This window comes from Nocardia sp. NPDC052254 (assembly GCF_040679495.1).
Classification (GTDB): Bacteria; Actinomycetota; Actinomycetes; order Mycobacteriales; family Mycobacteriaceae; genus Nocardia.
Window position 1 is genome coordinate 433091 of the sequence record NZ_JBFAUW010000001.1, and the last position, 12479, is coordinate 445569.

At 69.1% G+C, this 12479-nt stretch carries 10 protein-coding genes; 5 read left to right on the plus strand and 5 right to left on the minus strand.

The features are described 5' to 3' along the window. Positions 1-313: 313 nt before the first annotated feature. From AB0L57_RS01935 to AB0L57_RS01955, 5 genes are all read right to left on the minus strand, one after another. Positions 314-2473 carry a hypothetical protein gene (locus AB0L57_RS01935; protein ID WP_364955541.1) on the minus strand — a complete coding sequence of 720 codons (2160 nt, stop codon included), beginning with the start codon at positions 2471-2473 and terminating at the stop codon, positions 314-316. Continuing rightward, positions 2470-4518: a hypothetical protein gene (locus AB0L57_RS01940; RefSeq protein WP_364955544.1), complete on the minus strand. Its 2049-nt coding sequence runs from the start codon at positions 4516-4518 to the stop codon at positions 2470-2472. The genes AB0L57_RS01935 and AB0L57_RS01940 overlap by 4 nt, the downstream gene beginning before the upstream one ends. After that, positions 4515-5813, minus strand: coding sequence for an ABC transporter substrate-binding protein (locus AB0L57_RS01945; RefSeq protein WP_364955546.1), 1299 nt, complete (start codon positions 5811-5813; stop codon positions 4515-4517). The genes AB0L57_RS01940 and AB0L57_RS01945 overlap by 4 nt, the downstream gene beginning before the upstream one ends. Positions 5814-5918: 105 nt before the next feature. Continuing rightward, positions 5919-7166, minus strand: coding sequence for an SPFH domain-containing protein (locus tag AB0L57_RS01950; RefSeq protein ID WP_364955549.1), 1248 nt, complete (start codon positions 7164-7166; stop codon positions 5919-5921). Continuing rightward, positions 7167-7598: an NfeD family protein gene (locus tag AB0L57_RS01955; RefSeq protein WP_364955551.1), complete on the minus strand. Its 432-nt coding sequence runs from the start codon at positions 7596-7598 to the stop codon at positions 7167-7169. It abuts the gene before it with no gap. 142 nt (positions 7599-7740) lie between these two features. Here AB0L57_RS01955 and AB0L57_RS01960 point away from each other — a divergent pair, with 142 nt between their 5' ends. The 5 genes from AB0L57_RS01960 to AB0L57_RS01980 all read left to right on the plus strand — a co-directional run bounded on the left by AB0L57_RS01960 (position 7741) and on the right by AB0L57_RS01980 (position 12475). Continuing rightward, positions 7741-8562, plus strand: a complete 822-nt coding sequence (locus AB0L57_RS01960; protein WP_364955553.1) for a DUF3097 domain-containing protein — start codon at positions 7741-7743, stop codon at positions 8560-8562. A 106-nt stretch (positions 8563-8668) separates the two neighbouring features. Further along, positions 8669-9904, plus strand: coding sequence for a flavin-dependent oxidoreductase (locus tag AB0L57_RS01965; RefSeq protein ID WP_364955556.1), 1236 nt, complete (start codon positions 8669-8671; stop codon positions 9902-9904). Further along, the gene (locus AB0L57_RS01970) at positions 9901-10356 is read left to right on the plus strand and encodes a MarR family transcriptional regulator (RefSeq protein ID WP_364955559.1); all 456 of its coding nucleotides are present in this window, start codon (positions 9901-9903) and stop codon (positions 10354-10356) included. Before AB0L57_RS01965 ends, AB0L57_RS01970 begins: the two co-directional genes overlap by 4 nt. Beyond that, on the plus strand, positions 10353-12014 hold the full coding sequence (locus tag AB0L57_RS01975; RefSeq protein WP_364955561.1) for a CocE/NonD family hydrolase: 1662 nt from the start codon (positions 10353-10355) through the stop codon (positions 12012-12014). Before AB0L57_RS01970 ends, AB0L57_RS01975 begins: the two co-directional genes overlap by 4 nt. Then, positions 12011-12475, plus strand: a complete 465-nt coding sequence (locus AB0L57_RS01980) for a DUF3237 domain-containing protein (protein WP_364955564.1) — start codon at positions 12011-12013, stop codon at positions 12473-12475. The genes AB0L57_RS01975 and AB0L57_RS01980 overlap by 4 nt, the downstream gene beginning before the upstream one ends. The last annotated feature ends 4 nt before the right edge of the window (positions 12476-12479 follow it).

Sequence of the window (12479 nt, forward strand, 5' to 3'; positions counted from 1 at the left end):
TCGAACCGCGGGACAGGGTTGCCGGTGTTCAGCGATTCGAGCGTCAGCCCGGAAATCCGAGCTGCCAAAGACGGTAACGAACGAATCTCGCTTGATCACGTTGTGGTAACAACCAACTACTTTCCAGCAACTCCGTCGAGTATTCGCATTTACCCAGCGCATCGGCGGATAAACACGCCTTACATATCTGTAGTTATTCAAACGTTATGTGTCGGAGATCACTGAGATATAGTGACGTCAGTCGCACGATTTCACCGAAAACTGGTCCATCGGCACCCAGAAAATGCCCCGCAAATTGGGATATGGCGCGATATCAGTGCTCGGAGACCGTCATCGGCCAGCGCATCCGGACCCCGGCCAGCTCACGATCCGTCCGGCCCAGATGACTCTCGATTTTCGCCCGGTACATGCCCGTGATCAGGGACTTCTCCGCCGCACGGTCGGGGCGCCGATTCTCCGCGTAGGACAGCCAGGCCCATGCCTGGACCAGGACCTCTTCCTGATCCGGCAACTCACCGAGCAACAGTCCGCCATAGCCGGGCACCACGACCGCCGCACTGCCCAGATGCTGCAGGCACCGGCAGATGCCCAGCTCGTGACCGAGATCCCGGTATCGGGTCAGAGCGAGCAGCCACCACCGCAGCGCACGCCGCGGCTCGCCACGCATCCACCACAGCACACCGAGAATCTCGAAGGTGTGCGCGCGGCCGGACGGGTTGCGACCGCCACGGGTCAGCGATTCGGCCAGCTCCAGCCGGTCACGGGCGGCATCGAGACGACCCTGATACAGATGGGCGATGGCCAGGTCCACCAGCGCGGCCACCTCGCCGGTGACATCGCGGCGCGGCAACAACCACCACGCCCGCTCGAACCCGTCCACGGCCGCCGCCAGCGGGTTCGCATCGGCCCGCACCCGGGATCGGCGACGCCACGACCAGCGCCTGCGTCGACCTGTCTCGCCGGCGACCGGGTCCGTGCCGGGGACCACCTCGGCCTCACCGGTCATCGCAGCGTCGTTCCCACCGGCAGCACGTTCGACGGCATCTGTGCCCGCATCGGAGTCACCGTCCGATACAGCCACATTTTTCACAAGAGCACCATGTGCCACAGGGGCATCAATATCCCCAGAGATATCGATCGTCACGGAGACATCACTCTTGACCGCGGCATCACCGGCCTTGTCGACCGCATCCGGGGTTGTCCGGAGCACGTCGTACTGCCTCGCCGACCCGAGGGGTGCCGGGACAACCACGCGTGCCGTGTTCTCGGCGGACCCCGCCGCGGCGGGGTCCGCGATGTGGGTGTCGGGATGCCGGTACCGGTCGAGGCGGCGCAGTGCGATCTCGTGTGCGCGTCGCGCACGCAGCCCGGTCGTTGCGCGTCGGCGGCGCCACCGTGAGCGTCGGGCAGGCAGTTCGCCGAGATCACCGCAGCGCAGCGCCGCCAGATCCGCGATCTCGGGATGCGACGGCCCGGCGAGGACGCGCATCGCCTCGGCGGTCTGTGCGCAGCCGCGAACCCCGATGCGGGCGTACCAGATGTCGAGTGCGTCGGCGATCCTGGCCAGGGCGACGGTGTCGAGCTCGATGCCGTGGTCGAACGCGGCGCATTCCTGCAGCAGATCCGCCAGCCGCTCGGCCGAACCATCGAACCATCGATGCGCCCCGGCGCCGAGTCGTTCGGAATCCAGGGCCACCGACCACCGGTCCGCCAGATCCGCGTAGTGGCGGATCAGCGCGGGCAGCGCGGCCCGCCATTGCGGTGTCCGGCGGACATCGAGCGGCTGTGCGGGCGTGCGGGTGCCGCCGGTGTCCGCGGTGTGATCTTCGGTATCGGCATCGCGCGGCGGGCACGGTTTGTTCACCTGGAACCTGTCGTGGCCACTGTGGACCACGACATGGTCGCCGGTGAGCCGGGCCAGGACACCACTGGCGTCCCGATACGCCACCGGGTGCTCGCCCGGCAGCGCATCGGCACAGTCGAGCATGGCGGTGACCATGTCGTAGAGCGCGGCCGATTCGTACTCGCCGAATGGGAGGTCCCACAGGACACCGGCGATATCCGGGTCCCGCGGGTCGGCGTCGGGGCTCTGGCGAGCCATCTCGGCACCCGGCTCCGCGACGATCTCCGGAGTCGTGCCGAGCGCTGTCGGCGGTTCGACGAGATCGGCGGTCAGGTCCAGTTCCCGCCTGATGCGGAAACTCTCGCGCAGGTCCATGCACTTGCGCCAGAGCACATACAGCGCCGCGATCGACACCACCGCGACCGCGACCCAGCGCAGCACGCCGGCCAGTGAGTTCAAGAAGTGGCTCTGGCCGACCGATCCCTCGAGCAGTTTCGCCACCACTTCGAGCAGCAGTGACGACGACAGCACCCAGGCCGCGCCCAGAAAACCCTGCCACACCGATGATTTCGGCGTCGCTATCAGCGCCGACACCGACTCGTGCCGTTCTCCCTGCGGCGTGTCGCTCATCGCACGAACCCGCCGGTCAGGCCGGGGACCAGAAATCGGCGCCAAGTCGCCAGCAGAAGCAGGACGGGTGGCACGGTGGACAGCAGCGCCCCGGCCGCCAGGTGGGCGCTGTTCTCCTGGAACTGGCGCGCATCACCCCACAGCAGCAGCGACCACGGGCTCACATCGGCACCACTGACCAGCAAGCCGACGAAGAAGTCGTTCCACACCTGCACCAATTCGAGGACGGCGACCGCGCCCACCGCCGGCCACGCCGTCGACACCAAGCGGCCCAGTACCGCCCACGGCCGGGCCAAGCCGCGCAGGGTGTCGGCGACCGAACTGTCGGCCGGTGCCAGCAGGGCACCGCGCAGAATCAGGATGGCGATGGGCAATCCGATCGCGGCGTGCACCACGATCAACGAGGAAATCGATGTACCGGACAGTCCGAACAGATCGATCACATGCCGGATCGGCCCGACGTAGAGCTGTGCGGGCAACACGGTGAACACCACCAGCACCACCACCGCCAGCCGCGACAGCGGTGCGTCGGCCGGTAGCGCGGCCAGGCGATGCGTGACCGGGAACGCGGCGCCGAGCACCAGCACGGTGGCCCAGATCGCGACCCACCCGGTATTGGCCATGGCATGCAACAACTCCCGGTGCTGCCAGACCGAACCGGGACCGGTGAAGGCGGGCCCGTCGGCACCCGCCCAGCTGAAGATCCCCAGGGCCACCAGCGGGCCGATCGACAGCAGCGACACCACACCGACGCGCACCATGCCGCGCGCGTTGCGGCGTGCCCGGACCGGATCGGCGCCGGGCCGGCGTATCCATCCGACGCGGTGGCGGCGCACGGTGGTCTGCAGGATCCACGCCGCCGAGCCGATCAAAACCGCGAGCGGAAGCGAATATGCCGCCGCGACACCGGGATCGGCATCGGGGTCCGACACCAGCCGCCACCAGTGCACGGTCGCGGAATCCAGGGAGTACTGCAGGGCGCCGGGTACGGCGATCAGAACGAGATCGAAGATGCGGGCCGCGGCGACCGCGACGACCAGGCCCAGAATCAGGAATACCGGGCGCACCAGTTCGAGCAACCGCATCCGGGTCCGGATCGTGGTTCCGGCGTCCTCCAGATAGCCACGCCGCACCGGATCGGCCTCGATCGCGGCGATCGCGGCCCGGAACAAGCAGAACAGCGCACCGAGCCAGCACCACAGGAAGGCCACGATCAGCATGGACATCAACCAGATCCGCTGCCCGGTGACCCCGGGAACCGGCATCCGGTAGCCAGGGTTCTCGGTCAGCAGTCGCAGCGCCAGCCCGGCGACGAAGGCGGAGACACCGAACGGCAGGATCAGCGGTTGCCACGGCCACCAGCCGCGGCGGCCGTGCCAGGCGAGTTCCAGGGCCAAGGCGAGTACTCCCACCCCGCACAGCACCCACAGCAACGTGCGGAAGTAGGCGCCTCGCCCGCTGGGGCCCAATTCGACGCCGATGCCGTAGATGGTCACCGCGAGCGCGGCCACCAGAATCGGCCACCACAGCGACTGCCACCGCGGCCACCGGCGCCTGCGCGATTCGCCGACGCCGACCTTTCGCTGCCGCAGCGTCTTTCGCCACCACGAGGACCTGCTCGTCCCCGGGGCAGCCGAGGACACCGGTCCACCGGCCGGCGACCACGGAGCCGCTGTGTCGACGAGCGGGTCCGTGCCATCCGCGGCGGGGTCCGTGCGGTCGCGGGCCGATTCCGCGAGGGCCACGGGCTGTTCGGTCACCGCACCCGGCTTCGGTTTTCCGGCCCGCCACAGCACCGTCGACACCGCGATCAGCACCACCAGCAGCGTGCACCACGCGACCATGGCCCACTGCGCGCGTGCCGCCGTCCACACGGTGGTGGCCGCGGGCCCCACCAGCAGTACGAGAATCAGCGCCAGAGCCGGTAGTTGCGCCGGCCAGGTTGCCCACCGGCGCGGATGCCGCCCCGGAACGACCGGCCCCGCCAGGCGTGCCGGCGCCAGCTCCAGGGTCAGGCCGTGCGCGCTCAGATTGCCGGCCGTCATCGCGGCCTCCGTTCGAAATCTTGCAGTGTGCGCACCGCGTGATCGACGGCCGTGTCGGTGCGGTCCCCCCGGCCGTCACCGACGGTGATGAGCAGATCGGTCAGTGCCCGCCACAGTCCCTCCCGGCGACCGGCGGCACCGATCAGGTCCGCGAAATCGAAGTCGGTCCACGAATGCAGTTCGCCGGCAACCGGTTCCAGCATCGGAGGGTGATCGGGCAACGTCCGGCGCCCGGGTGCGAGGAAACCACCGAAATCGGTGATCCAGCCCGAGACCGCGCCGGGTGCGATCAGCGCCTCGATCACCGGCACGATGTCGTGGGCCCCCGAAGCGGTCGCCACGATCACGTCACCGCCACCGATCGCCGGGCGCGGCCTGCCCGGCGCCACCGCCGGGAACGGCATCACGCCGACCGCGTCGGCGGGACGCCGCGCACGGCGCAGGCAACTGCGGACGATCGGTTCCGCGAAATCGGGTGCCGCCACCATGGCCGCGGTGCGATGTTCGAAAACCTGCCGGACCGAATCGGGGAACTGCGAGGTCAGTGTGGCGGCCAGCCCACCGGGGAAGGTGTCGCGCGGTGACCACAGGGTGGCCAGACCGCGCATACCGGCGCGCACCGCGCCGCGATTCCAGTTCCGCGGTTCGGTCCGGGAATCACCGGCCGCCGCGAGATCGCGGTAGTCCTCCGGTGACTCGCTGTAGAGCAGGTTGCCGAACAGATCCGCGAGCACCCAGCCGTCGGCCGCTCCGAGCGCCAGTGGATTCCGCTCGGTCGCCGCCGCGGCGCGCATCGGCCAGTCCGACACCGTCCACTCCTGCGGGTCGTCGCGCGGACCGCCACCGCGAAAGGCATAGCGGTCGTACCACAGCAGCGATTTGTCGGCGGCCTTGAACGGAATGCCGTAGAGCGCGTGGTCTTTCCACAACAGCGACTCCCACTGCCGCGGATAGCGCGGACCGTCCTCGCCCGACCACAGCGTGGCCGGCAGAGCACGCAACGTATCGCCCGCGAGCTCGGCGATACGGCCGATATCGGGAAGCATCACCAGATCTGGAGCCGAGCGCCCGCGTGCCTGCAGGGCGGTGTCGATATCGTCGCCCAGCGGCAGGACGGCCACCGTATCGGCCAGCCCCGCATCACCGAGGACCCGGCGGAACGCGGTGAGCTCGGATCCGCTCCACGGCACCGCGATTCGGACGGACGCCGGATGGCCGAACAGGACCCCCGGTGCGCATGCGGACAACAGCGGTGCCAGCGCGGCCGCCCGCAACACCGTCCTCCGCTTCGCCATCGCCACCCCCGTGAGAACCGAGTCCACCTGCCGGGCACAAAAATTCGAATGCCGACCCGCACTCGCGGGCCGGCATTCGGATCATCGCTGGTTGTCAGGTACCCGTTAACGCCCCGGATATTCCGGCGGCTGCCACGGCCTGCCCTCGGCCTCACCGGGCCGCGGGGCCTGCTGCGGTTGCTGTTGAGGTGCCGGCGGGATCGGGGCGCTCTGGGTGGGCAGCGACCGTGGCGACGGCGGAGGTGCGGTCAGCGGTGAATCGACCGGGGTCGCTGCCGCCGCCTCGGCGGCACGCACGGCTCGCTCCGCGGCCGGGTCGGTCTTGATGTCGAACCAATCGGCGACTTCCTGGGCATCGTCCTCGGGTGAGGTGGCCGAGTCGTCCTCGGAACTGGGCTCGTACCGGAAGACTCCGTCCTCGCCCTGGGTTCCGAAATTGCGAGCGAAACCCTCCAGTGCCTTGCCGAAATCGCTCGGCACCATCCACACCTTGTTCGCGTCCCCCTTCGCGACCAGGGGCAGGGTCTGCATGTACTGGTAGGCAAGGAGTTCCGGTGTGGGCTTGCCGGATTTGATTGCCGCGAAGACCTTTTCGATGGCCTTTGCCTGGCCCTGGGCCTGCAGGTAGGCCGCCGCGCGTTCACCCTGTGCCCGCAGGATCCGGCTCTGACGTTCACCTTCGGCGGACAGGATCGCGGACTGCTTGGAGCCCTCCGCGGCGAGGATCTGCGACTGCTTGGCACCTTCGGCCGTCTTGATCTGCGCCTCGCGATTACCCTCGGCGGTCAGGATCATCGCGCGCTTCTCACGATCGGCCTTCATCTGCTTCTCCATCGACTCCTGAATCGACGGCGGCGGATCGATGGCCTTGAGCTCCACTCGCGCGACCCGCAGGCCCCAGCGGCCGGTCGCCTCGTCGAGAACGCCGCGCAGCTGGGAGTTGATCTGATCGCGGGAGGTCAGCGTCTCCTCCAGGGTCATACCACCGACCACGTTGCGCAGCGTGGTGATGGTCAGCTGCTCGACGGCTGCGATGTAGTTGCTGATCTCGTAGACCGCCGCCTGCGGGCTGGTGACCTGGAAGTACACCACCGAGTCGATCTGCACGGTGAGGTTGTCCTGGGTGATCACCGGCTGCGGCGGGAACGAGACGACCCGCTCGCGCAGATCCACCTTCGCACGGATCCGATCGGCGAACGGGACCAGGAAGGTCAGCTGCCCCGACACGGTGCGCGAATACCTGCCCAGCCGCTCGATCACCGCGGCTTCGGCCTGTGGCACCAGCGCGATCGACTTGAAGACCACCACCGCGACCAGCACCACGATGACGATCGCGACGATCAGTACAGCCATTTACGGCCCCTTCCAGACAACGGCGTGCGCGCCGTCGATCTTCATGACGTAGACAGTGTCACCCTCGGCATATTCATCGGCCGGATCGAACGAGCGCGCACTCCACACCTCGCCACCGATCTTCACCTGACCGCTGTTCTCGTTCACCGCCTCGAGCACCTTCGCCGTCTTTCCCGGCAGCGCGTCGACGTTGGTGGGGGTGGGCGGCGGAGTTGCGAAGCGGCGCAACAACATCGGCCGCACCAGCAGAAGCAGCGCGATCGCGGACACGGCGAAGACCACGGCGTCGATCACCAACGACGTCTGTCCGATCCCCGACACCCCCGCGGTGACCAGCGCCGCCCCGCCCAACATGAGCAGCGTGAAATCACCGGTGAGCATCTCGGCTGCGGCGAGCAGAATTCCCGCGACCAGCCATACGATTGCGGCCACGCGTTCACCGTACCGCGCCTGTCCGAATTTCCGCGCCTTTCATGCGGAAGAGTCGAGCATCGCCGAGTCGCCGACGGGCCCGATGCCGCCCCGCGATCTCGCGTCCCACCAAAGAACAAGCGAAACAGGTAGTTTCGGGCGGGTGAGCGCGCGCAACTACGGTGACATCTATTCCGGCCACGATCGAACCCGCAAGCGCGCGGTACCGCAGGTCGCCGCGGAGCGTGATCTGGTCGCCGAGGACGCCGCGAGCGGATTCTGCGGCGCGGTGGTGGGTTTCGAACGCACCTACGACGGTGAATTCGTCAAATTGGAGGACCGCGCGGGACGTGTGCGGCTGTTCGCACTGCGCGAGGCCGCGTTTCTCATCGACGGGCAGCCGGTGACCCTCGTCCGGCCCAAGGTGGCCGGGCCCGCGAAGCCGACCCGATCGGCGTCCGGATCCACCCGGGTGGACGGCCTGCGCGCCCGGGTCGCACGGGGCAGCCGCATCTGGGTCGAGGGCGTGCACGATGCGGCGCTGGTGGAACGGGTCTGGGGACACGACCTGCGGGTGGAGGGCGTGGTCGTGGAACAACTCGAGGGGCTCGACCACCTCGCCGAACGCCTCGCCGAGTTCGTACCCGAACCGGGGCGCCGCGTCGGAGTGCTGGTCGATCACCTGGTCACCGGGTCCAAGGAGACGAATCTGACCACCGGTCTCGGTCCGCACGTCCTGGTCACCGGACACCCCTACATCGACATCTGGCAGGCGGTGCGCCCACGAACACTGGGGATCGAGGCCTGGCCCCGGGTCCCGCGCGGCGAGGACTGGAAGACCGGCGTGTGCCACCGTCTGGGCTGGGGCGCACCGTCCGACGGCTGGCGGCGGATCTACAACGCCGTGGACACGTTCCGCGATCTCGAGGCGCCGTTGCTCGGTGCGGTGGAAAGGCTCATCGACTTCGTCACCGAGCCCGCCTGACCCCGCGGCGGCCGCACCCGCCACGCCTGGATCGCGGCGTCGACGATGCGGATCCGCACGCGGCGACGGTTGACCGAAATTAGCTTTGTTGCAAAACTATCGCACCATGACGATCGTGATCGCGGGCGCCGGCATCGGCGGTCTCACTGCGGCATTGAGCCTGCACGCGGTCGGATTCCGGAACATCTCGGTATACGACCGCGTCGACGCCCTGCGCCCGCTCGGGGTCGGTATCAATCTGCTCCCCCACGCGGTCCGGGAGCTCACCGAACTCGGCCTGGGTTCCCGGCTGGCCGCCTTGGGCACCGCACCGGAGACACTTGCCTATTACAACCGACACGGCCAGCTCATCTGGTCCGAGCCACGCGGGGTGGCAGCGGGCTATCGGTGGCCACAGCTGTCGGTGCATCGCGGCGCGCTGCAGATGGAACTGCTCGCCGCCGTGCGAGAGCGGCTCGGCCGCGGCACCGTCCGCCTCGGGCACCGGCTCGTCGACGCGGACGCGAACGGCGGCGCGCGCTTCACCACCGCGGAGGGCACGGTCGATGTCGCCGCCGAGCTCGTGATCGGGGCCGACGGAATCCATTCGGCTCTGCGCCGCCGGCGCAGACCGGACGAAGGCCCGCCGGTGTCCAACGGCCTCGTCCTCTGGCGCGGCACCGCCCGGGCGCCCGGTTTTCTCGACGGACGCACCATGATCATGGCCGGCGACGCCGAACAGAAATTCGTCGCGTACCCGCTGGGCGACCGGGTCAACGTGATCGCCGAGCGCCGCACCGCCGGGTCGGCCGAGCACGAGGCCAACTGGAATCGCGCGGTCGCCGCGGGGCCGATCGTCGAACTCTTCGGGCAGTGGCAGTTCCCGTGGCTGGATGTCCCCGGCCTCATCGGCGCGTGCGACGAGATCCTCGAGTATCCGATGGTGGACCGGGACCCGCTGTCCCGCTGGACCTTCGGGCGCACCACACTGCTCGGAGACGCCGCACATCCGATGTACCCCAACGGTTCCAACGGGGCCTCACAGGCGGTGCTCGATGCCCGGACCCTCGCCTTCCATCTCGCCACCGCGCAATCGGTGGAGGCCGCGCTCACGGCCTACGAGAACGATCGCCGGCCGGCCACCACCGCACTGGTGCGCAGCAATCGCAGTCAGGGACCCGAACAGGTCATGGTGCTCGCCCACGAACGCGCACCCGAGGGATTCGACGACATCCATGATGTGATCGGAGCCGAGGAGCTCGGCGCGATCGCCACCGCGTACAAGCGAGCCGCCGGATTCCATCCGGACGAGCTCAACACCCGCGCCTCGCTGACACCCCCGAATATCCGGGAACAGCTGTGAAGGCCGAGGATTCCGCCCGGTTGGCGGCGGTGATCTCCCCACTGCGCCGCACACTGCTCAATGCCACCCGGGCGGTGGAGCACCTGCCCGAGATCCCCGACGCGCAGATCGAGATCATCCGGGCACTGCCGCCCGGAACCGCGGTCACCTCGGGCGAATTGGCGCACCACCTGGGATTGAGCCGCCCGACGGTCAGCAATCTCCTGACCACGATGGAGGCGGCCGGACTGATCGAACGTTGTCCCCGGCCCGGTGACCGCCGCCGCGTCGATATTCTCACCACCGCCCGCGCCCGCGACCTGTTCGCCCGCTTCGATACCGCGAGCAGCACGCTGATGTCCGGAGCCGTCGGCACCCTCGACCCCGCCGACCGCGCGGCGCTCACCGCCGCCCTGCCCGCACTCGAACGGCTGCGGGATGCCCTGCGGCACTTACCCGAGGACACCGAATGACCACCACGCGCCTCACCCGATGGATCCGCAAGGCCGTCCCCGGGCCGTTCGCCGTCACCGTCCGCAAGAAGTTGCGCGTGCCGATGGACGACGGAGTGGAATTGCTCGCGGATCTGATCACACCGACCCACGGCGCCGATCCCCGGCTTCCCACCATCGTGATCCGCGGCCCCTACGGCCGTAGCGGGCCGGTCGCGGCCCAGGCGCGCGCTCTCGCACGTGCGGGATTCACCGTCCTGTTCCAGAGTTGCCGCGGCACCTGGGGTTCCGGTGGCGTGTTCACCCCGCAGGTCGACGAGCAGCGCGACGGTATCGCCACCCATCGCTGGGTACGGTCGCAGCCGTGGGCGACCGCAACGGTGGCCACTTTCGGCACCAGCTACATGGGCTACACCCAATGGGCGGTGGCGGGGCGGCTGTGCGCGCAGGAACCGGCACATGCCCCCGACGCCCTCTGCCTGATCACCACCATGCCCGACTTCGGCGCCGTCACCTGGGACAACGGCGCATTCGCACTACGCAATGCCCTGGGCTGGACCCAGCTCATGGATCGCATGGCCCACCGCGAGTTCGGCGCCCTGCTGCTGGGTATGCGCGGCCCGGATCGCAAGCTGCGCAGCGGATTCGACACCCTGCCCCTGGCCGACGGCGACATCGCGGCGACCGGGCGCCGCGTGCACTGGTATCAGGACTGGGTCGCGCACGAGAGCCTCACCGACGACTACTGGACCTCGCAGTCGCACACCGCCGACGTCACGCACGTCACCGCGCCCGTCTACATGATCACGGGCTGGTACGACATCTTCCTGCCCTGGCAACTGCGCAACTACGCCCAGCTCGCGGCCGCGGGCCGGCCACCACGGCTCACCATCGGGCCCTGGGGTCACCTGTCACGTGGGCTGGGTGCGACTGCCGTCGAAGAGTCGGCGGCATTCCTGCGTGAGCGTTTCGCGGTGGCACCCGACACCCGGGTCGCACCGGTGCGCGCGTACCTGACCGGTGCCCGGCAGTGGCACGATCTGACGGCCTGGCCACCGCCCGGTGTCCGCACCGAACCGGCCTACCTGCACCGCCGCGGCGCCATCGGTCCCGAGCGTCCGGACGGCGGTGTCACCGAGTACGTCTACGATCCCGCCGATCCCACCCCTGCCGTGGGTGGTCCGAGTCTCGAACCGCGTTGCGTGCCGCTGGACAACGCGGCCCACGAGCGCCGCGACGATGTCGTCGTATTCCGGGGCGATTCCCTGCCCGAGCCGGTGATCGTGGCCGGAGAACCCGTGGCCCGCATCGGGTTCCGCTCCGGTCGGCCCGGCGCGGACGTGTTCGTCCGGCTCTGCGACATTCATCCCGACGGCCGGTCGATGACGGTGTGCGACGGTATCCGCCGCATCGGTGCTGTGACCGGCACCGATCCCGAGCCGGACGCCGACGGCTTCCGGGAGGTCGAGGTGCGACTGTGGCCCGCCTTCCACCGATTCGCGGCCGGTCATCGCATCGGCGTGCAGATCAGCTCGGGAGCGCACCCGCGGTATGCCCGCAATCCGGGAAACGGCGAGCCCGCTGTCACCGCGACGACGCTGCATCGCGCCACTCAGCAGATCTCGCATTCGCCCACCGCGCCCGCACGCATCGATCTGCCGGTCTGGAGCCGCCGATGACCACCCCGCCCGTACCCGGACTGGAACCCGCGTTCGAGGTCGAGGCACACCTCGGCCCGCTCGAGGACCACGGCGTCACCCGCGCCGGGCACCGGCGGGTGGTGCCGATCACCGGCGGCCGGATCACCGGCGAGTTCGACGCGAACATCCTTGCCGGCGGCGCGGATTGGCAGATCGTGCGACCCGACGGCGCGATCGAGATCGACACCCGCTACTCCGCCCGCACCGACGCCGGTCCCCTTGTCCATCTCCGTACCTTCGGCGTCCGCACCGGACCGCCGGACATCCTGCGGGCGCTGCACGCCGGCAGTGCGGTCGACCCGGCCGACTACTACTTCCGGCTCGGTGTCCGGCTCGAGACGTCCGACCCCGGATTGGCCCAGCTCGAACATCACCTGTACGTGGCCTCGGCGCTACGCGAGGCCGACCGGGTCCGCTACATCGCCTACCGGGTCACCTGAACCG

Excerpts from the sequence above, each read along its gene's own strand:
- AB0L57_RS01935 (WP_364955541.1), bottom strand. The coding sequence starts at position 2,473 with ATGAGCGACACGCCGCAGGGAGAACGGCACGAGTCGGTGTCGGCGCTG.
- AB0L57_RS01940 (WP_364955544.1), bottom strand. The coding sequence starts at position 4,518 with ATGACGGCCGGCAATCTGAGCGCGCACGGCCTGACCCTGGAGCTGGCG.
- AB0L57_RS01945 (WP_364955546.1), bottom strand. The coding sequence starts at position 5,813 with ATGGCGAAGCGGAGGACGGTGTTGCGGGCGGCCGCGCTGGCACCGCTG.
- AB0L57_RS01950 (WP_364955549.1), bottom strand. The coding sequence starts at position 7,166 with ATGGCTGTACTGATCGTCGCGATCGTCATCGTGGTGCTGGTCGCGGTG.
- AB0L57_RS01965 (WP_364955556.1), top strand. The coding sequence starts at position 8,669 with ATGACGATCGTGATCGCGGGCGCCGGCATCGGCGGTCTCACTGCGGCA.
- AB0L57_RS01975 (WP_364955561.1), top strand. The coding sequence starts at position 10,353 with ATGACCACCACGCGCCTCACCCGATGGATCCGCAAGGCCGTCCCCGGG.
- AB0L57_RS01980 (WP_364955564.1), top strand. The coding sequence starts at position 12,011 with ATGACCACCCCGCCCGTACCCGGACTGGAACCCGCGTTCGAGGTCGAG.